At 51.2% G+C, this 21,227-nt stretch carries 16 protein-coding genes; 10 read left to right on the top strand and 6 right to left on the bottom strand.

What is annotated here, in order from left to right; translation table 11 throughout:
* Positions 1 to 26: 26 nt before the first annotated feature.
* Together HG66A1_RS19100 and HG66A1_RS19105 are read right to left on the bottom strand one after the other, a co-directional pair.
* Positions 27 to 1,298 (bottom strand): hypothetical protein, encoded by a 1,272-nt coding sequence (locus HG66A1_RS19100; RefSeq protein ID WP_232106615.1) that lies wholly within the window; start codon positions 1,296 to 1,298, stop codon positions 27 to 29.
* Between the two features lie 155 nt (positions 1,299 to 1,453).
* Positions 1,454 to 4,381, bottom strand: coding sequence for a c-type cytochrome (locus HG66A1_RS19105; protein WP_145187537.1), 2,928 nt, complete (start codon positions 4,379 to 4,381; stop codon positions 1,454 to 1,456).
* Positions 4,382 to 4,733: 352 nt separating this feature from the next.
* Between HG66A1_RS19105 and HG66A1_RS19110 the strand changes: the two genes are divergently transcribed.
* The 5 genes from HG66A1_RS19110 to HG66A1_RS19130 all read left to right on the top strand — a co-directional run bounded on the left by HG66A1_RS19110 (position 4,734) and on the right by HG66A1_RS19130 (position 10,448).
* Positions 4,734 to 5,876, top strand: coding sequence for a sugar-binding protein (locus tag HG66A1_RS19110; RefSeq protein ID WP_232106616.1), 1,143 nt, complete (start codon positions 4,734 to 4,736; stop codon positions 5,874 to 5,876).
* The gene (locus HG66A1_RS19115) at positions 5,869 to 7,404 is read left to right on the top strand and encodes a sugar ABC transporter ATP-binding protein (protein WP_145187543.1); all 1,536 of its coding nucleotides are present in this window, start codon (positions 5,869 to 5,871) and stop codon (positions 7,402 to 7,404) included. The genes HG66A1_RS19110 and HG66A1_RS19115 overlap by 8 nt, the downstream gene beginning before the upstream one ends.
* A gap of 36 nt (positions 7,405 to 7,440) precedes the next feature.
* The gene (locus HG66A1_RS19120; protein ID WP_145187546.1) at positions 7,441 to 8,430 is read left to right on the top strand and encodes an ABC transporter permease; all 990 of its coding nucleotides are present in this window, start codon (positions 7,441 to 7,443) and stop codon (positions 8,428 to 8,430) included.
* 28 nt (positions 8,431 to 8,458) lie between these two features.
* Positions 8,459 to 8,716 carry a zinc ribbon domain-containing protein gene (locus tag HG66A1_RS19125; protein WP_145187548.1) on the top strand — a complete coding sequence of 86 codons (258 nt, stop codon included), beginning with the start codon at positions 8,459 to 8,461 and terminating at the stop codon, positions 8,714 to 8,716.
* A gap of 67 nt (positions 8,717 to 8,783) precedes the next feature.
* Positions 8,784 to 10,448, top strand: a complete 1,665-nt coding sequence (locus HG66A1_RS19130; protein ID WP_145187551.1) for a formylmethanofuran dehydrogenase subunit A — start codon at positions 8,784 to 8,786, stop codon at positions 10,446 to 10,448.
* Positions 10,449 to 10,506: 58 nt separating this feature from the next.
* Here the strand turns inward: HG66A1_RS19130 and HG66A1_RS19135 are convergent, their stop codons facing one another.
* A complete protein-coding gene (locus HG66A1_RS19135) occupies positions 10,507 to 11,181 on the bottom strand; it encodes a carbonic anhydrase (RefSeq protein ID WP_145187554.1) in 675 nt (224 codons plus the stop codon).
* Between the two features lie 360 nt (positions 11,182 to 11,541).
* Here HG66A1_RS19135 and HG66A1_RS19140 point away from each other — a divergent pair, with 360 nt between their 5' ends.
* From HG66A1_RS19140 to mog, 5 genes are all read left to right on the top strand, one after another.
* Positions 11,542 to 11,853: a hypothetical protein gene (locus HG66A1_RS19140; RefSeq protein WP_145187557.1), complete on the top strand. Its 312-nt coding sequence runs from the start codon at positions 11,542 to 11,544 to the stop codon at positions 11,851 to 11,853.
* A 205-nt stretch (positions 11,854 to 12,058) separates the two neighbouring features.
* Positions 12,059 to 15,214, top strand: coding sequence for a DUF2309 domain-containing protein (locus HG66A1_RS19145; protein WP_145187560.1), 3,156 nt, complete (start codon positions 12,059 to 12,061; stop codon positions 15,212 to 15,214).
* Entirely contained in the window at positions 15,211 to 16,599 is a 1,389-nt protein-coding gene (locus HG66A1_RS19150) for a proton-conducting transporter membrane subunit (RefSeq protein WP_145187562.1), read from the top strand. Before HG66A1_RS19145 ends, HG66A1_RS19150 begins: the two co-directional genes overlap by 4 nt.
* Positions 16,599 to 18,059: a proton-conducting transporter membrane subunit gene (locus HG66A1_RS19155; RefSeq protein ID WP_145187565.1), complete on the top strand. Its 1,461-nt coding sequence runs from the start codon at positions 16,599 to 16,601 to the stop codon at positions 18,057 to 18,059. The genes HG66A1_RS19150 and HG66A1_RS19155 overlap by 1 nt, the downstream gene beginning before the upstream one ends.
* A 168-nt stretch (positions 18,060 to 18,227) precedes the next feature.
* Positions 18,228 to 18,758 (top strand): molybdopterin adenylyltransferase, encoded by a 531-nt coding sequence (gene mog, locus HG66A1_RS19160; protein WP_145187568.1) that lies wholly within the window; start codon positions 18,228 to 18,230, stop codon positions 18,756 to 18,758.
* 83 nt (positions 18,759 to 18,841) lie between these two features.
* Here the strand turns inward: mog and HG66A1_RS19165 are convergent, their stop codons facing one another.
* The 3 genes from HG66A1_RS19165 to HG66A1_RS19175 form a co-directional block, all read right to left on the bottom strand.
* Positions 18,842 to 19,687 (bottom strand): TatD family hydrolase, encoded by an 846-nt coding sequence (locus HG66A1_RS19165; protein WP_145187571.1) that lies wholly within the window; start codon positions 19,685 to 19,687, stop codon positions 18,842 to 18,844.
* Between the two features lie 57 nt (positions 19,688 to 19,744).
* Entirely contained in the window at positions 19,745 to 19,984 is a 240-nt protein-coding gene (locus tag HG66A1_RS19170) for a hypothetical protein (RefSeq protein ID WP_145187574.1), read from the bottom strand.
* 276 nt (positions 19,985 to 20,260) lie between these two features.
* Positions 20,261 to 21,223: a metal ABC transporter substrate-binding protein gene (locus HG66A1_RS19175; RefSeq protein ID WP_197996683.1), complete on the bottom strand. Its 963-nt coding sequence runs from the start codon at positions 21,221 to 21,223 to the stop codon at positions 20,261 to 20,263.
* Between the last annotated feature and the right edge of the window lie 4 nt (positions 21,224 to 21,227).

Below are 21,227 nucleotides of genomic sequence, written 5' to 3' on the forward strand. Positions count from 1 at the left end.
CCGGACTCGATGGCCGTCTATCTGGTTCATTCAGGTAACGGCAGTGACGGATTGGAGCTCAGATCAGGCAGGGGAGCGTGAGGATAATCGACGTGCTGATAATGAATCGCCAGTTCGGGCGTCTGCAGTTTTTTTCCGCCCTGAAACCTTGAATTCAGAGTACGATCGAGGATCCCGCTGGTTAACAGCGTTCGCTCGACGGGATAACTGGGTTGTCCCGTATGGAACATGCGTTCGATGGCCTTCAGCAGATAGGCGAAATGCGGATGCGCGGGTTCGGTACGTTCTTCGAACTGGGTCGCCAGTGGTTGCGGCTGACCTTTCAGCTTCAGGGCTACTGACGTCCGATTCACGGACTGCAGCATGAAGACGGCTCCCATGAACCCATCTTTGTATTCAAACAGGAACAGCCCCGCATCAGGATCTTTGCGGACATCCCCTTCCCTCACTTTCGGCACTTCAGCGAGTGCCGCATCGAAGAGAGCCTGCGAGACAATCCCCTGATCGAGTATGGCCCACATGGCATCTCCCTCCAGGTATTGAACCCATTTCACGCCTGTTTCCGCTCCCCGACGGCGTTCTACCAGGCACTGGAAGCTCTCAAGGGCATGAATGCCATAAATGTCGAGCCCCGAGTAACCAATGCCGACCGCCGCTTCAATTTCAGACCCCGGGGGGACTTTAATTTCCGGTTCCCGATATGTGAGAGGCAGAGAAGAACCGGCCATGAAAGGGATTTTCATCTCCCGGGCACGATCATACATCCATTTGGCATCATTCCAGACCGGTCCGGGATGCTTATCATTGAAAACAGGTACAACCCGCTCATATTTGCGGAAGGTGTCGGTAATCTCTTTGAAAAAACGACGACGCGGATAGAGCTGCTGACCTTTTTCATTGAAGGGATAGTCACCGTGCTCCCCGATACTGATGACACCATCCACGGGTATCTGATCACCCCCCACCGTGACTGTTTTTTCGATCGTATCGAAAACAGGTATGTTATATTTTTCAGCCATCCCGCGAGAGAGGTCCCGATCAGAAACCTGATCTACATATAAAGATGACAGCTTCAGTGCAGGCCCCGGTCCGCCATCCTGTTTCCAGCCCTCCAGGATTTTCCCAATCAGCACATCAGCGTGAGTCCCTGGCTCATAAATGGAGATCACCGCTGCGACCGACTTTGGCTTCACCTGATTGTTCAAAGTCGCATAGCCACGTTGTGTAGAAACGCCACACGCGAGTGCAGCAGCACTGGCCAGCAAGTCCCGGCGTGTGATGTATTGTGAATCATTCATTATTCCGCCTCAGCCCTGCATTGATTCAGACAGTTGTCCCGAAAGAAAAGTAGACTCCTGATTCCGGGATGGAATTCAGGAGTCTACGTCATAGCACGATAAGTTAATCAGTTGCGAAGTACTTCAATGGGGAAACCTGGTACTTCGCGCTGACTCTAGTCTTTCTTCTTAAACAGCTCGTGTTTTGAATTCCCACCAGATCGCAGGTAGGCGAGCAGATCAAGGGCTTCTTCCTTCGTCAGCGTATCCACCAGCCCGGTCGGCATCATGGATGATTTGGAAGGCATCATCTCCTCAACGCTATCTCGGTTAATCGATGCCAGATCACTGGGATTGGTCATATCGGTCAGCACCATCAGGTTTTTACCACTCAGGTTAATGACCCGCCCGTTGACAACGCGACCATCATCCAGAATGAACATGGTGGAGGCGTACTGATCGGAAATCACCTTGGAAGGCTCGATAATCGATTCGAGCAGATTCTGGGCATTGAAACGCCCACCGACGCCGGTCAGGTCGGGTCCAATGGTTCCCCCTTCACCGGCAAACCGATGACATTTGAAACAGGCTGCCACAGCAAACATTTCACGGCCCCGTTCAAAGTTCCGCTGGCCATCATCGTTATTGGCCGCGTGTAACAGTTCATCAACGGTCCATTTTTTCACAACCGGCCGCGGTGGTCCCTGGGGAACCGGTTCCGCTTTTTCCAGATTGATTTCCAGAACCGGTTTGAGGGCTTTCTCTTCCGCATCGGTCAGCGTTTTGATGGCTTCCGCGCGAATGTTAACCAGGAACTTATCAAACGATCTTCCGCCCTTATGAGCAGTCGACTTCAGATACCATTCGAAATAACGCTTTCGCAGATCATTGTTCCAGCCACTGGCCAGACTGCTGAGCACCTTGGCATAGTGAATCTGCTCTTCCTGAGTCAGGGCTTTGTCCTGAAGTGCCAGAGTTCGCTCGATCACTTTAGGAGCGTTGAGATAAACCAGCAGACGACTGAGTTCCCGGTTCATGAAGACATCACTGGCAGGATAAGACTTGTCGATTTGTGCCAGGACATCAATTCGTTCCCGCTCAGTTGGTTCACCGAGTCTGATGAAGACGAGTTGATAAAGACGCAGCAGATCCATTTTCTCGGTCTGAGATAATGCAGCCCAGTCGAGGCCGTTCAATTTCTCCAGCAGGGCGTGTTTCACTGCTGGTTTCCCGTTCCGGGCCAGCGCGATCCCTGCATTGATCAGCGTAGCGGGATCCTGTTCGATCAACACACAGTTCTGCCACTGTTCGACAGGCTGATGTTCCAGGGCAATCCGGGCAGCATAACGAATGTGACGATCGGCATGTCCCAGGTATGGCCAGACCTTGTAAACGACTTCTTCATTCTGCTGTTCGTGATATTTTTCCAGATCACGACGCAGTGCCCGATAACCGGCCAACTCGGCTGGAGTCGCCGACACGGGAGCCGTCGATTCTTTACCGGTGTAGGTAATCCGGTACAGACCTGACTGGGTGCGGCGTCCGCCAATCGTGAAATACAGCGCCCCATCAACCGGATTGACAACCAGATCGGTAACCGGCAGCGGAGTCGCCGAAGCAAATTTTTCGTAGGTCGCGACGTATGACGCTCCCTCGGGTTTCATATGCACGGCGTAAATGATGCCGTAACTCCAGTCGGAGATGAACAGCGATTGCTGGTACTTCGCAGGGAATTTGGTTCCGGTTCCGAAAACAATCCCTGTGGGCGAACCCTGACCGATATTTACTACAGCCGGCAGGCTGTCGGGATAGTATGCAGGCCATTTGCCCGTTCCTGAACGCCAGCCGAATTCGCTGCCGCTGGTCACGTGATTGACGCGCGTCGGACGGTACCATGGAGATCCCACGTCCCATTCCATGTCGGCATCGTAAGTAAACAGCTCCCCTTCCGGATTGAAGGCAATGTCATATTCATTACGGAACCCACTACTGACTAATTCAAACTCCTTCCCTTCCGGATCGGTGCGACAGATCCAACCACCGGGCGCCAGCTTACCAGCCGCATGTCCGCGGGCATCCCACAGACGTGGCAGCAACAGGTCTTCATCCCAGTTACGGGGAACGAGTGATTTTTCAGGGTTGGGCAGATCGGTATGGTTGCCGGCTGCGATGTAGAGTGATTTTTTATCGGGCGAGAGAATAATCGCATGCGGACCATGCTCACCGGCACCTTTAATCTCACGCAGGAACTGCACATCGTCGAACTGATCATCCCCGTTAGTGTCTTTAAGACGATAGAGACCGGAAGGACGCGTATCCCCACCATTCACTACGGCGTACAGACTGTCGAAGGCATAGAGCAGACCATGCGCCATACCCATATCGACATTCAGTTTTTCAACCTGGGTATCGTTGGTTTTAGCACCAATCTTAGCCGGCGTGATGCGATAGAGAGCACCGTATTGATCAGAGGCGATCAGACGGCCTTTCGGGTCGATGGTCATACTGACCCAAGACCCTTCGACATCGGTAGGTACCGAGTAAAGCAATTCGACTTTGTAACCCTCAAGCAACTTGATCTGATCGACCGGGGTGGCAGTCGCAGAACGCGGTGGTTCAGAATCTTCCAGCGATATCGACTCGATTTCTACCAGACCTTTTCGGCTGGAAGGATCGAAGCGAAGTCCCGTCAGAGGAGAGTCAGCGTAAAAGACAAAAGTCAGATCTTGCCAGTCTTTGTTATTTCCACGGGTATCGAACTTCTCGGATCGTTCATCCGCATACCCGTTTTTCTGTTCTGTTTTCCAGTAGAGTTCTCCACGCAGTCGATTGGGAGCCCGCAGACGGACTTTGACTTTCTTCCAGCCAGCCGGGGATTTGAGTTCGCGGCCAAAATGGGGATCTTTACCAGTGCTGTTTACCTGCAGCAGATTGTCTTTGACATCCAGAGTGCAGTCACGATAGGGAGTCCACCCGTGTTCTTTCTGTTTGAAGGTCCAGACTTGAGTCGAATCGGGTGCGCTGGAATCTTTGGCCGCGAGCATGGCCTGGGATACCAGCAGAACACTGGTAGCAATACACAATGTTTTAAGTGCTTGAATCACGTTGCTGCCCCTGTAATGCATTAAAAGTTAGATGAAATATGAAGTTGAATGGGATCGTGCCATTGAACAGCGAGACTGATAGTCTGTTTCATCAGATCGTCTCAAGAGATCAATCACACGGGAAGGTAAGCCTGTGACGGAGGAGAGAATGCCCCGGGTAGGCGATCTCTTATGATAACAGCCAATTGAAGCATTGAAAACCAGTCTGTATTCTTTTTTATTTATTGATTTGGCTCGGGTATACTCGATATTTCTACGAAATCATTGCATCATGTGACTGAGTCAATCATCATAATATCAACATTTCATTCGACCTGATCTTACGCACAATAAATACAAGGAGCCTCACTTGATGACCTGTCGCGAACTGATTCGGAGCTGCACCCTTTTTGCAACTATCTTAAGTATTTCAATACTGTTACCCGCCTGTAACCAGCAGAAAGGGAACGGTAAAAAAACAGTTGCCTTCGTCACAAACGGAGTCGACCCGTTCTGGGTGATTGCCCAGAGAGGTGCTGAAAAAGCGGGTGAAGACCTGGATGTGAATGTCGAAGTGAGAATGCCCCCCCAGGGTGTGGCGGATCAGAAACGAATGGTTCAGGAACTGCTGGCTCAGAACGTCGACGGGATTGCGATCAGTCCGATTGATCCGGAAAATCAAAATGAGCTGTTAAAAGAAATCGCCGAGCGATCGATTCTGATCACTCAAGATTCCGACGCACCGGAAAGTCCCCGTCAGTGCTATATCGGCATGGATAACTACACCGCCGGTCGGATGTGTGGAGAACTGGTTAAGGAAGCCCTGCCAGACGGAGGCGAGGTCATGTTGTTCGTGGGACGTCTGGGTCAGGCGAATGCCCGTCAACGCAGGCAGGGTGTGATTGACGAACTTATGGATCGCTCGCACGACGGTTCACGCTACGACGAACCAGGTGAGGTCATCAAGAATGACAAATACTCGATTCTGGATACCCGTACGGACGACTTCGACCATCCGCAAGCCAAAGCGAATGCGGAAGACGCGATTGCCAATCATCCCAATTTAAAATGCATGGTCGGTCTGTTTGCTTACAATCCTCCGCTCTGCCTGGAGGCGATTCGTGACGCCGGGAAACTGAAAGAAATCAAGGTTGTCTCATTTGACGAAAATGAAGCCAGCCTGCAGGGAATCATGGATGGCACGGTCGTAGGCACCGTCGTTCAAAACCCTTATCAGTACGGCTATGAATCGGTACGCGTTTTGAAAGCACTCGCTAACGGTGACAAATCAGTGATCCCGGAAAATGAGATTCTGCACATTCCGGCTCGCAAGATCCGTAAGGACAATGTTGAGGAGTTCTGGACCGAACTGAAATCACTGCTCGGCGATTCTGCGAAAAAAGATCAGGGTCAGCCCGCAAGCGAGACAACAAAATCCGCAAAGAAAACAGATCCGGGAGCAACACCAGACCCCCGTTACCCACAACAGCAGAAGGAACCGCAGAAGGATGAGTAGTCCTGCCACGACTCATCCGGCACCACTGCTCGAAGTAGTTCAGATCTCCAAACAGTTTCCTGGCGTTAAAGCCTTGAGCCAGGTCAGCCTGACCTTAAACCATGGAGAAGTACTGGCCGTCATTGGTGAAAATGGTGCCGGTAAAAGTACGCTGATGAAAATCCTGGCGGGTGTCCAGCCTCCGGATTCAGGAAAACTGCTGATTGAAGGAGCTGAAGTCTCAATCTCTGACGTAGAGGCTGCGTTGGAGAACGGGATCGCCCTGATTCACCAGGAGTTGAACCTCTGTGAGAATCTGGACATCGCAGCCAATATTTTTCTGGGACGAGAACCCGCTTCCTGGAATGTGATAAACCAGCAGCAGACTTACCTCGAATCCGAAAAACTGCTCAAACAGGTGGGGCTGAATCTTCCCCCGCAAACTCTGGTAGGGGACCTGACCGTCGGGCAGCAACAGATGGTCGAAATTGCCAAGGCTCTTTCGATCAATGCCCGAATCCTGATTATGGATGAACCCACCTCATCTCTTTCTCTGCATGAATCGGAGGCCCTGTTTGCCGTCATTCGTGAGCTGAAGGCACGAGGGGTCAGTGTGATTTACATTTCGCATCGGCTGGGTGAGGTCAACGATCTGGCAGACCGTGTCGTCGTCTTACGCGATGGCGAAAACGCAGGCGATCTGGATCGTGCCTCGATCTCTCATGAACGGATGGTGCAATTAATGGTGGGCAGGAATGTCTCCCAGTTTTTTCCACATACGCCCCATGAACCCGGCCCGGTCGTTATGGAAGTCAAGAATCTCCGCACCCCTGCTTATCCGTCTCACTTCATCAACTTCTCGATCAGGCAGAATGAAATCGTTGGGATTTCAGGACTGGTCGGAGCAGGCCGTACAGAACTGATGCAGGTGCTGTTTGGCATCGACGCCCCTCTCAGTGGTTCCATCTCTATCAACGGACAGGCAATACAGATCAATTCTCCCAAGGATGCCATTCGTGCCGGTCTGGCACTGGTGCCTGAAGACCGTAAATTGCAGGGACTGGTGCTGGAGATGGCAGTCCGCGAAAACATGAGTCTGGCCAGCCTGACGCGCGATCGAAAATCACTGGGTAGAATTAATTTTAATCAGGAACGCAACATCTCCGAAGAGATGATCGCGGCGATGAAAATCAAAACTCCCAGCGATAGTCAGATCGTGCAGTTTTTATCTGGCGGAAATCAACAGAAGGTCGTGCTGGGAAAATGGCTGGCCATGAATCCCCGCGTGCTGCTGCTCGACGAACCCACCCGCGGCGTTGATATTGGGGCGAAGGAAGAAATCTACACACTGATGAATCAACTGGCCTCTCAAGGCATGGCGGTCCTGTTCGTCAGTAGTGATCTGGAAGAGATCCGCGGTATCTCTGACCGTGTGCTGGTCATGCATGAGGGACAGATGACAGGCGAACTCTCCCGCGATGAATTGAGCGAGGAGGCCATCATGCAACTGGCGACCGGCCAGACACTCAGCCACAGTCAGACGCAATGATCATCTAAGCTGAAATCATACCTGAGAATCAGAATCATGAAAAAAATACTGGGAATTTTAATCTTACTGATTGTTGTCTGCGGCGTGACTGCCATCTCGAATGAGAACTTTGTGTCTGCATATAACATTCAGAATGTCACGCGACTCACATCCCTGTTTGGAATTATCAGTATTGGCGTCGCCTTTGTCATCATTTCCGGCGGCATTGATCTGTCGATCGGTTCGGTGATCTGCCTGATTGGGACCATGTTGCCATACCTGCTGGCCAAAGGGGTTCCCGTTCCGCTTGCCTTCCTGATCGTCGGCGCTCTCTCAATCTGTATCGGCCTCGCACATGGTTTACTGATTACCAAATTGAAACTGCAACCCTTTATCGTGACCCTGTGTGGCCTGTTGATCTATCGGGGTGTCGCCCGGGGGATTACCGAGGATCAAACCCAGGGCTTCGGTACGGCTCATGCAGGACTCCGCTATCTGGCAACGGGCAAAATCGATCTCCCCTTCATCGAAGGTTTCAAGTTACCTGTCCCGTTCTTAATTATGCTGGGCCTGGCTCTGCTGGCTGCTTTCCTGCTGAATAAAACGATTTTTGGCCGCTATCTGAAAGCTATCGGAAACAATGAGGCAGCCGCCCGGTATTCCGGCATCAAGACCGATAAAGTGGTGATTACGGCCTATGTGATCTGCTCGTTTCTGGCAGGCATCGGGGGCATCCTGTTCGGCCTGGATATCAACTCGGTCCAGCCCGAGGGGATTGGTAATTTCTACGAACTGTACGCGATTGCAGCAGCGGTGCTGGGGGGATGCAGTATTCGCGGCGGTGAAGGGACGATTCTGGGAGTGGTAATCGGTGCCGCTCTGATGCGGGTTCTACGTAATTCAATCACCATGCTGGGGATTCCCTCCCAGCTGGAATTTGCTATCATTGGTGCAGTAATTCTGGTCGGCGTCGTCTCAGACGAACTTGTGAAACGTTATGCACAGAAACGCCGGGCGATTCAGCAGGCCAGACAGACATCGGGATAGTCGTTTCGAAAGCTTCGGAATCATCAGTATGATCACCTACGAATATTTTTGTGAATCAAACAACGAAACAGTTGAAGTCAGCCATCGCATGAGCGAATCGCTCAAAACCTGGGGTGAAGTCTGCGAGAAAGCAGGAGTCCCCCTCAACGGCACTCCCGCGGCAGCTCCGGTCGAACGTCTGATCTCAGGCGGATTGCTTTTCAAAGGGGAAAGCAGTAATAAAAAATCTCAACTTCCCATGGCCGATCCCGGCTGTGGACGATCCAATTGCTGCCGCCACCATTAATCTTCACATTTCCGCGTCATTGCATTGTGCTGCTGCCTGATGTGACTGTCACGACAAAAGGTATCCCGTGTCACTCTTCCGGATAAAAAATGGAACGGTCTACGATCCAGCCAATGGAGTCAATGGTGAGGTCCGCGACCTCTGGATTCAGGATGGTAAGATCATCGACCGTCCCCTGGATGCAGACTCGTTCACCGGTAAAACCCTGGATGCCAGCGGCTACACCGTGATGCCGGGTGGGATCGATATGCACTGTCATATTGCCGGTCCCAAAGTGAACGCAGGCCGAAAAATGACGCCCGAGATGAAGCGTCAGGCTGCTCCCATCTTCCGCACAGAACAGACGCGTTCCGGCACAGGAGGCGTGGTGCCCAGCACCTTCGCCACCGGATACCTGTTCGCCAGTATCGGCTATACCACGGCCATGGACGCTGCTATTCCAGGATTGCACGCCCGCCATGCCCATGAGGAACTGCAGGACACCCCGATTCTGGATAAAGGCTTCTACCTGCTGTTCGGCAACAATCATTTCGTAATGAAGCATCTGCGGAATCAGGATCAGAATGCGCTGGACTCCTATTGCGCCTGGCTGCTGGAATCGGCCAAGGGTTACACGATCAAAATCGTGAACCCGGGTGGTGTGGAAGACTGGAAACAGATCAGTCGCAAATCGATGTGGGAACTGGATGCACCCGTAGAAGGTTTCGGCGTGACTCCCCGCCAGATTGTACGCGGACTGGCAGGCACCGCTGATCGCCTGGAACTCCCCCACTCAGTACATATCCACTGTAATAATCTGGGAATTCCCGGCAACTGGGAAACGACTCTAAACACGATGGAATCGCTTGAGGGGCACCGAGGCCATTTAGCACACGTCCAGTTTCATTCGTATGATGGCGATCCTAACGACCCGAGCAGCTTTTCCTCGGCTACCCAGAAACTGGTTGATTACGTCCAGTCACACGAAAACATTACCGTCGACGTGGGACACATCAATCCTGGGCTGACTCTCTCCATGACCGGAGACACGCCGTTCAGTCAGTTCCTGCATAATATCAATCGCAATAAGTGGTACACCGCCGATTGTGAACTCGAAAGCAGCTGTGGTGTGATTCCGATTGAATACCGACCGCAGCGGAGCCTGATTCATGCCGTCCAATGGGCAATCGCCCTGGAATGGTATCTGCTGATGGAAGACCCCTGGCGGGTCGTGATGACCAGTGATCACCCCAACGGCGGTGCCTTCTATCATTACCCCGAGATCATTTATCTGTTGATGGATAAAAGCTTCCGAGATGAATTCCTGTCACAGATGCCCGAAGCAATCCGCGAACGAAGCGTGCTGGCCGATCTGACGCGTGAGTATTCGCTCTATGAAATCGCTATTATTACCCGGGCTGCTCCCGCTCGTGTGCTGGGCATGAAAGACAAAGGGCATCTGGGCACCGGCGCTCACGCTGACATCACAATTTACTCCCCGCAGCAAAACCGCCAGGAAATGTTTGAACGCCCCCGCTGGGTCTTTAAAGATGGAGAGATGGTTGTTGCCGATGGAGAAATTCAGGCGCACCATTTCGGACGCACCTTCTTCACCGCTCCTGAATTTGACCAGGAATTCCTGCCTCAGATCAAGGACTGGTTTAACGATAACTACTCGATCCGCTTTGGTAACTACCAGATCGATGAGGGTGAACTGCCGCTGGCTGAAAAAATAGCCTGCACACCCGAATAAACACCCCATCTCTATTTAAGAAACAAGGCAGAGCGGGCAGCAGGCTTCTCCAGTGACGTTAGATGGGGGAGATAGGTGGCATCGCTTTATCCAATGCCTTTTCGGATAAGACGTCTTCTTCCAGAGGCAGGAACTGCCCCTCATCCGGATTAAAATTGAATACCTCGCCAGTTTCGAATTTATAAACCCAGCCGTGCAGCTTTAGCTCTCCCCGGGATACAGCAGCAGCTACCGAGGGGTGAGTTTTCAGGTTTTCAATCTGTACGAGTACATTTTCCTGAACGGTCAGAATTAGACGTTTTTCGGGCTCGGTAAGATGCCCGTAATTCTCATCCACAATCCGACGCGTACACTCGGCGTGCTCCAGATAACTTTTGACAGCAGGCATCTTCTCTATGAGTTCGGGATTGAGCAGACCTGACATGGCCCCGCAATGGGAGTGGCCACAGACGATAATGTCTTTCACTTTGAGTGCACTGACAGCATACTCGATTGTCGCTGCTTCACCACCGTGAACCGCTCCATAAGCTGGTACAATATTACCGGCAGTTCGCTGAATAAACAGCTCTCCAGGTTTGGTCTGAGTCATGTAATTCGGATTAATTCTGGAGTCCGAACAGGTAATGAACAAGGCGAGCGGATGCTGCCCCTCAACCAGAGTTTCAAACAGCTTCTGGTCCTGGCTGAAATAGTTTCTTTGAAACTTGTGAATTCCATCGACAAGTTTTTGCATCTCATTACTCCCAAGATATTTAAATGTTGTTCAATTACCGCGGTAATGTAGTCAAAGAGAAGGTTTGATAAAACACCTTTTCTCAGACATTCTAGTCAGTCTCTCAGACAATAAATGTTGATTTCAGTATAATAAAATAAATGTGTGACAGGTGAGATAAACTTCTTATTCGATTACCATACACTCAAAATATACATTCATACACATCCGTAGTCTCGCCTGTTCCAAGGGTTCTACAGACTTGTCACCCCTGTTAAAAGTACGTATATTGTTTTCCCGTATACCAGTTTTTGACCTCTGCTATTAGCGGTTAAGTTTCGTCCTTCTGACTGTTTTTCAGCGGCGAAACTGAAACTGTTAATGCTGGAACCATTAATGAGACTCCTCGTTTATTTAATTCTCTTCTGCGTACTGATCTTTGGATCTATGCCTTCGCAGGTTGCTGTCGGGGAAGGACAATCCTCCCCCATCAATCAGCCTGTGGGTAAAGAGAGTAAATCCAAGGACGAGTTAAAAAAATGGGAACTCACTTTTCAGCTTCTGAGAATATCGAGCGACTACTTTAATCAGACAGATTATGTTGATCGCTCTATTCATGATGTTGCTGTCACCCCCACAAGAATCGCTTACAGCCCCGACTGCTCCCGGGCCCCACCAGTTTCTGCAGTCTAATTGCGCAAATTCATTTTCAAAGATTTGCCTGCTGACTTCAACAACTCTGTCTTTATGCTGCGTGCTCGCGATATTTAAGCAGCCTTCATTTTAATCTCTGACTGTCTTTGTAGCAGGCCCCCTGCTTTCCCGAGACGGTTGTTGATCCCTCATACGGAAGTTATGCGCACACTCAACCGGGCGCAGCGATAACTTGTGATTCATCATGAATAAACCTACTGAAATCAAACCAGGTGATCAGCCTGAGTTATCGACAGACTCTGAAAAACATGCTGAGCTGATCCAGGTTATAAAACATGCCGCACATTATCTGCCAGCTCAGGGTCCGATTACGGTCTTCGTGCACCACAATACGCTGCATGCCTTTGAAAGCCTCCCCTTTGAGAACGGTGTCTCCGCAGGCGGCAAGATCTTTGGCTGCCACCCATACCTGCCAGAAGAGCGCTATCGAAAAAAACTGGAAAACCAGCGGATCCGCGTCCAGGACCTGCAGGCAGTCTTACACGATGAACTTGCTGAACGGGCAGATCAACTGATTGGTACGTTTGGAACCCGGTACGCCCTCCGCCTGGCCATGTTAGAGTTTCCCCTCCATTCAGGCCCCGTAGCGGAATTACGCTGGTTCATTGCAGAAACCGATGCTTTACGTCGCTTTCGACAGGAAGTTTCGCCCGCCACCCGAGCCCAGACGATTGCCAAAACACAAAACTGGATTATGCGGGACTTCCGCGAAGGTAAGCATCCAAATGATCAAAAGTCCGAAATGATCATGAGCAGCCTTTGTAGTCAGTTTAATACGAAATCCATGGATTCATGGAATGCGCAGAAGTGGGAATCATTTGCATTACACTTCCTGTGGGAAGTCTGCCACAACCGCGTCCAGTCCGCTAATATCAAACCGATGAGCACTACTCATAAATCGGTCAGACACCGAGATCTGTTAATGAGTGCAACCGGCGTTGATTCCGATCTGATCGTAAACGAAGTCTTAATTCGATTCTGTGCAGCATTTCTCGATCAGGGATTTGGCGCATGGACGCTCCCCGAGCGCAATACAGGATTTTATCATGCATTCCTGAATTTATATTCCGGTTCAAAACTGAGTCCCTCTGTCACACTCTCAGGACTCAACAGCGAAATCAATCGTCTGCTGGTCTCTAACCTCAGCCCCCTGGAATCAATCAGCGAATCCCTCTCGCTGCTGGGAGTCCCTGACGAAGAACGCGATGATTATATTTCTCAAACGCTGCTTGCGCTGCGGGGATGGTCAGGAATTGCCTGGCAAATGGAATCCAATGCGGAATGGGCTCCCCACCCCGCTCCCAAAGGAACTCTGATCGAATTCCTGGCGGTCCGCCTGATCCTGGATCGTCTCGCTGTGACGGCAGTGATGCAGGAATCACTTCATTTTGAGGGCTCCCTGGAAACTGTCCGCAATGAGATCCTGAAAAACACCCACCCCAGTATGAAAGACCATCAATATCAACTGGCGTTTACTTTATTTCAGCTTTCACAAGTGCGTGGCTGGAACCCGGAAGACCTGATGTATCTGTCGGATGAACAGTGGAGACTGCTCATTCAGGAAATTGAACAATTTTCGAGCCTGGAACGTCGACGCATATTCCACCTGGCCTATGAACGAAAATACCGAAACGACATCCTCAACGCAGTTTCAGCACATACAAAACGCTACCGGGAATTAAAGGCTCAGGCTGAGCCCCAGCAACCGATGCAGCCCGCATATCAGGTCGTCTGTTGCATTGATGAACGTGAAGAATCATTCCGCCGGCACCTGGAAGAAATCGCTCCTGATTGTGAAACGTTTGGAATCGCCGGTTTCTTTGGTGTCGCGATGTACTATCGCGGCGCCGCAGATGCCCATTTCACACCGCTATGCCCGGTTAACATCAAACCGGTTCATTTTGTGCAGGAAGAGACTCTCTATTCGCTCGAACGCATCAGTCGTCGCCGCGCGGTCACACGTCGTCGCCTCGGTCGAGCCACCCATCAGACGCATGTAGGGACCCGGACTTTCCTCGGCGGTTTGTTAACCGGTCTGGTTGGTTCACTGGCGGCGTTTCCCCTGGTTGCTCGCACGCTCTTTCCACGTACAACAGCCCAGATCCGCGGGATGTTTCAGAGCATCGTTGCCCCTCCCACGACTCAATTAAGGCTGGAGCGAATCAGTGCCGAGCCAGGGAATCATGGTGATCAACTGGGGTATTCGATTGTAGAAATGGCTCAAATCGTTGAAGGCGGATTACGAGCCATGGGCTTGGCACGATCAGAACAGTTTTCTCCCCTGGTCATTATTTGTGGCCACGGATCTTCCAGCATGAATAACCCGCACGAAGCCGCGCATGATTGTGGCGCATGCGGTGGGGGTCGTGGAGGCCCCAATGCACGCGCGTTCGCTCAAATGGCAAACGATCCCCGAGTACGACGTATCCTGTCTGAACACAGTCTGGTTATCCCCGACGAGACAAATTTTTTAGGCTGCTATCATAACACCTGTAACGACAACGTCACCTGGTATGACCTCGACCGTCTTCCGGTCTCCCACCGGAAACTGTTTGAAACGGCAGACAAGCACATCTCCGCAGCCCGCGCTCATAATGCCCATGAACGTTGCCGCCGGTTTGAATCGGCCGATCTTGATCTCTCAGTTGATGAAGCACTGCGACATGTCGAAGGTCGTGCAGAGGACCTATCACAGGTACGTCCCGAGTATGGCCACGCGACTAACTCGATCTGCTTTGTCGGTCGCAGAGAATGGAACCGTGGACTGTTTCTGGATCGTCGTGCTTTTCTGACATCCTATAATCCCCTGCAGGATGATGAAGACAGCAAGATTCTGGAAAGGCTGCTCCAGGCGGTCATACCCGTTTGTGCCGGGATCAATCTGGAATACTATTTTTCATACGTCGATTCAACGGGTTATGGCTGTGGCACAAAGCTGGCACATAATATCACATCTCTGTTAGGTGTGATGGACGGTTCTGCCAGCGATCTTCGACCTGGACTTCCCTGGCAGATGGTCGAGATTCATGAACCCGTACGGTTACTCCTCGTCATCGAAACGACAAAAGAGGCCATGTCCCGGATTATCAATGACAATCCAGGAATTGCGAGACTGGTGAATGGTAACTGGGTACAGTTAGCGATCCTTGATGTGGAAACCTCCCAGATCCATGAATATCGAAATGGATTTTTCACACTATATCGGCCTGAGTCAGAGCAACTCCCGCGTACAAACTCTTCCATAGACTGGTACCGTGGCAAACGGGATCATCTTGGTTTTGCCTCCATTGAAAATCCTGCCGTCTCCCCTTCGCTGAAACAGGTATCGGTTACCCAATGAATTCTGAAATTGCATTCCAGTTCCTCGGCGTATGTATTGTAGCAGGACCTGCCCTGCTCCTGGCATTATTCGGTACAACATCGCTGATCAACAAACCACTTGGAGAGCGACTGATTGCCCAGGCGACCCAGACGGTCGTCGTCATGGGACTGTTTGCCTCGATCGCTGTCCTGGTTCTGATGCTTACCCTGGGCAAACGATATGTTCCCGTCGAAATGGGTAACTGGGTCGTGCTCCCCGAGCAACATTTTCACTTCCATCTGAAGTTTATTTTCGATCGATTATCAATTCCCTTTTGTATTCTATCGTTTATCCTTTGTGGCACCGTTGGCGCATTCGCCAGTCGCTATCTGCATCGGGAATCCGGCTATAATCGTTTTTTCATCTGTTATGCCTTGTTTCTGCTGGGAATGATAGTTTCTTCGCTGGCAGGAACGATTGAGACACTCTTTTTCGGCTGGGAATTAGTCGGACTCTCTTCAGCACTGCTGGTGGCATTTTTTCACGAACGCCTCAACCCCGTTCGAAACGGGCTGCGGATCTGGTCGATCTACAGAATTGCTGATGCCGCATTTTTGGTGGCGGCAATCATGCTACACCATTTAACTGGCGCAGGTGACTTCGCCGAACTGATGGGAACAGGTTCATGGCCCGATGGTCAGGCTACGATTTCAGAGCAACACGCGTTGATTATCGGACTCCTGCTGTTATTCGCGGCAGCGGGAAAATCAGCTCTTGTACCATTTTCCGGATGGTTACCGCGCGCCATGGAAGGCCCCACGCCCTCGAGTGCTGTTTTTTACGGATCACTTTCCGTCCATCTGGGCGCCTATCTGCTGTTGCGTGTCAGTCCGATTCTCGAGCTATCCCCGCTACTCAGCCTGGCAGTCATTCTGCTGGGACTGGTCTCCGCGATCTATGGTACTCTCGTTGCCCGCGTGCAAACTGATATCAAAAGTGCACTCGCCTTTGCCTCACTGACTCAGGTGAGCATCATCGTCGTCGAAATCGGATGTGGCTTACGTTACATCGCGCTGATTCACATCATCGGGCACGCCTGTCTGAGAACATTACAGTTGCTGCGAGCGCCGTCATTATTTCATGATTACCATTCACTCGAAAATGCGATTGGGGCTCATCTGACACAAAAACCATCACTGTGGGTTCGAATTATGCCCGAACGGTATCGTGTATCACTGTATCGATTTGAACTGGAACGAGGCTATCTGGATATGCTTTGTAACCGATTCATCATCACCCCCTTTGTTGGCCTGTTTCGTTATTGTGACAGTTTAGAATCGCGCTGGACTAATCTGATTTCCGGAGAAGATCAAAGAGAATCTGAATCCGTCTCCCCTGTCTCTGATTCTCTGGAGGATAATTAATGTTGCCCGAACTCCATCTCCCCTGGATGGAAATCTCCGTCCTGATCACTCTGCTGGGATCAATCTGGCTCAAATTCACTCCAGATCGGGATCGTGCTTACAAGCGCTGCATCCGCATCTGCACATTGACCTGTCTGGTCACGATCTGCGGATGGATCGACTTTGTAAGTCTCAAAACGTTTGCTGCCTCTGAACCGTTCTCCCTGTTTTATCGACTGTTCCATAAAAACCTCTTTGTGGTCGATGACTTGAGTGCCCCTTTGCTGCCGCTGGCAGCGCTGCTTTACCTCCTGACGGTGCTTTCCACGCTGAAAACCAAGGGACATAGTTTTTCTTTCAGTAACACCTTAATCTCCGAAGCGATCCTGCTGTCGACGCTCAGCAGTAAAGAACCGTGGATCATCATTCTCTTACTTTCCGTGGCAACAATCCCTCCCTTACTGGAATTCCGGTCCAATAAACGCTCAAGCCGTGTCTATGTTCTACACATGGGGCTGTTTGTCCTGCTTCTGGTCGCTGGAGGCTTACTTTCCAGCTTCAAGGATCAAAGCGGTACACTCTCACTGATCGCTGGCGCGCTGCTGACCACCGCTGCCTTATTGCGTAACGGAATCATTCCACTTCACTGCTGGATGACAGATCTATTCGACAAAATCACATTCGGAACCGCCTTACTGTTCGTCACTCCCATGACGGGCGCTTACGCCATTTTACGGCTGGTCTTCCCCATTGCCCCTGACTGGGCATTGCAGGGCATCGCGATTGTTTCCCTGATTACAGCAGTCTATGCAGCCGGCATGGCGCTGGTGCAACAGGAAGCCCGCCGTTTTTTCTGCTATCTGTTCTTGAGCCATTCTTCCCTGGTGCTGGTTGGTTTAGAAATGGCGACTCCTCTGGGACTGACAGGCGGATTATGTGTCTGGATTTCTGTTGGAATTTCGCTGGCCGGATTTGCATTAACCCTGCGTTCTGTCGAAGCCAGAACCGGTAGGATTTCCCTGAAAACCTATCATGGACTTTACGAACATACTCCCACCCTGGCAGGGTTATTTCTGGTTACGGGCCTCGCTTCAATCGGCTTTCCCGGAACGCTGGGCTTTATCGGGACTGAACTTCTAATTGAAGGAGTGATTGAGGTCTACCCACTGGTCGGTACTGCGGTTGTGATTGCGACCGCTTTAAACAGCATTGCGATTCTACAGGTCTACTTTCGGGTCTTTACGGGAACGCATCATTCGGCGTCTATATCGCTCCGGGCACGGATCCCAGAACATGTCGCCATTCTGATCCTGGTCGCACTTGTCATCGGCGGCGGCCTGTACCCACAACCGGGTGTCATCTCCCGAAATCATGCAGCCATTCAATTAATTCAACAGCGTGATGAGGCCTTTCAAGAAAACAAAGTTTCCGTTGATTACAGTCTCAGCGAACATAAACATCATCTAACGACGTCTCCCTGAATCAGCTGGCGATCAGTACTGTTACAACGGAATAAGTAGGTTTAAAAGTCTGTTTAGCAAGCAATCTCTTTTTAAATTCAGTCCACGAATCGTTATAATCCAGCAGTCAGGTAGTAACGTGTTTGAGACCTGAGATACCTTATTGCTCTCTTTTCAGATCGATAATAAATGACAGCCAAAATAGGAATTGTGACCGTATCCGACCGCGCCAGTCGAGGCGAATATGAAGACCGGGGAGGCCCGGCAATCCACGAGTACCTGAAAGAAGTACTGACCAGCGACTGGACACCTGAGGCACGTGTCATTCCCGATGAACTCTCCACGATCACAGAAACTCTGATTGAGCTTTGTGATCAAGATCAGTGCTGCCTGGTAGTGACAACCGGCGGAACCGGTCCTGCCAGACGGGACATCACGCCGGAAGCGACACTCGCAGTCGCGGAAAAAGAGATGCCCGGCTTTGGAGAACTGATGCGTAAGGTCTCACTGGAAAAAGTCCCAACCGCCATTCTCTCCCGGCAGACCGCCGTGATCCGAGGCGGGACGCTGATCATCAATCTGCCTGGTCAGCCCAAGGCGATTCAGGAATGCCTGGACGCTGTCTTTCCGGCTGTCCCGTATTGTATCGACCTGCTGGAAGGTCCCTTTCTGGAGACCGATGAGGAACGTCTGGTCGCTTTTCGCCCAAAGAAGAAATAGGCGTTATCCTGAGATCCGCGCAGCAAAACAGGAGTCGAGCATAAACCCGACTCCTGTTTATTTCTTTCCGAGATCTGGTCGTTTTAGACCATATCTGTAATTTCTTCCTCGATCGTTTCCAGTTGAATCGGCTTGATATCGAACTTGGGATTCTGTCCCAGGAAGCGCGCCGGATTGTTGTGGAAGATTTCAATCGCATCCTGAACCGAGTAGCCACGTGCCCGGTACTGCACGACACACTGCTGCAGGGTAAAGGGATCACTGGGTCCCCAGTCAGCTGAGGAGTTCACCAGGATTCGTTCGTGACCATACATTTCGAGCATGTCACAGGCCCGTTTGGGCGAGCACTTGGTAATAGGATAGAGAGTGAAGCCGACCCAGTAGCCCGCTTCCAGCGGTTCGCGGATCGTGTGTTCTTCGACATGGTCGATCCAGACCCGTTCCGGATTGACGTTCATGTGTGCCAGGACTTCCAGGGTCCGCTTGGTTCCGCGGACTTTGTCCTGCAGGTGAGGCGTATGAATCAGAATCAGCTGATCATATTTGATCGCCTGCTCGACCTGAGCTTCGAAGATCTCTTCTTCATTCTTGGTCGTCTTATGGAACCCGATTTCTCCCACGCCCAGCACGTTCGGCTTTTCGTAGAATTCCGGCATGTGCTTGAGCACTTCGTGGCTCAATGTCGGGTTTTCAGCTTCCTTGGGATTCACGGCAACCCAGCAGTAATGCTTAATGCCATATTCAGCGGCACGGGTTGGTTCGAATTCACTGATCTGGCGGAAGTAATCCACAAAGGTTTCCGGATACAGACGGTCAAAGCCGGCCCAGAAAGCAGGCTCAGCAACGGCTACGACACCGGACATTGCCATCCGTTCATAGTCCTGGGCTGTTCGGGCGATCGCATGATAATGAGGTTGGATGATTTGCATATTCGTCTCGCTGAAAATTTAGATCATTAAATGGCGGGGAGGAAGAACGTAGGAGAATCAGTCCAGGTCGGAGAAAAGCAGCAGCAGACGCTCCGATCGATTGGGCAGGTGACTTTCTTCACTCAAGATCTTGATTGCCTGATTCAGTTGGTCCAGACGGGAATCCTGAAAATTGTTGGCCGCTTCTTCATGATCGTGAGCGCGATCAACGCGATCCAGAGCCGCAGCCAGTTCCAGCAGGGCACAGCGGGCTTCGAGGTATTCCCGGTCCAAAACCTGTAAAGCTGTTTGCATCATTAAAACCTTTCGGGTTATCGTAACAGGTCGTGATCCATCATCTCAAAACAGTGATTTATCCACATTATATACCTTACATCGGTACTTCCTACTCCCTCAACTGAACTCAACCCGAAATCCAGCGAACCGGAAACAGAAATTCAGTATAAATGCAGCAGTCGTAGTAATTGGCCCAATCAAGTTCTGGTGGCCGATCCCGTCTGTTTTCGGGTTTACGAGTCCTGAGACCTCTGAGAAAGGCAGAATTCGTACAGTCTCAAAACATAGATATACCAATTACTTGGGATTTTTTTCGTCGGCGGAGACTGGCTGATTTGATTTCAGAAACTGTGCCAGTTGTGACAGCTGCTCCTGCATCACGGTGAGATAATCTCCCTTTGCCGGTTTTGTGGTCAGCGGGTTGAGGACGAATGAATTCAGGCCCTGCTCATCCAATTTCTCACGCAGTTTTTTACCCGGAGACCGTTCCCAGAGGACACCTGAAATCTGATGTTCTTTCTGCAGCGTTTGCATCTGTTCCCACTCACTTTCAGTGGGCGCTGCCCCCGGTTTCCAGTGCAGGTGAAACATTTCCCAGCCGCACCTCCGGGCCAGGTATTGATAGACGGGACGCCGGGAAAACCAGTGCCGTCCTGAATAATCAGCTTTCATCTGATCGAGCTGCTGATTGAGTGGCGCGAGCGCTTCCTTGAACTTGAGTAGTCGGGACTCAATCTGCTGCTCATCAGCAGGGTTCAAATTGACCAGGCGTTGCGCGATGGCTTCCGCCTGTCGGTACATCAGATTGGGATCGAGCCAGAAAAACGCGACAGTACCCGCATGGGAATGTGCTCCCCCAGTGCCATGACTGTGAACTTCAAAATCAGGGACTGTCACCAGCGCATCTTTGAGTGACAACGATGTCCTCAGAACCTTCGATCGCGGGAGAGAGAGCTTTTTCACCCAGTCAGCAAAATCAGCCCCATTCGTGATAATCAGGTCTGCCCGTTGGATCGTTTCTGTGACTTCATCGTCGGGAATCCACGTTTCGGGGTCTGCCCCGGATGGAACTGGATTCAGAACTTTGACTTCCGAACCAGCCAGTGAGACCACAATGAATTCCAGTGGGTAATTGACGACCACCACGACAGGAGGTGCGTCAGCTGTTGACTCCCCGGTTGGCGAGCTCTCTTTTGACTCACAGGCAGACAACAAAAACAGCGCGGTCAGCACTAACCACAGGGCAGAATTTCGCATCATCAGA

This window comes from Gimesia chilikensis (genome assembly GCF_007744075.1).
GTDB lineage: Bacteria > Planctomycetota > Planctomycetia > Planctomycetales > Planctomycetaceae > Gimesia > Gimesia chilikensis_A.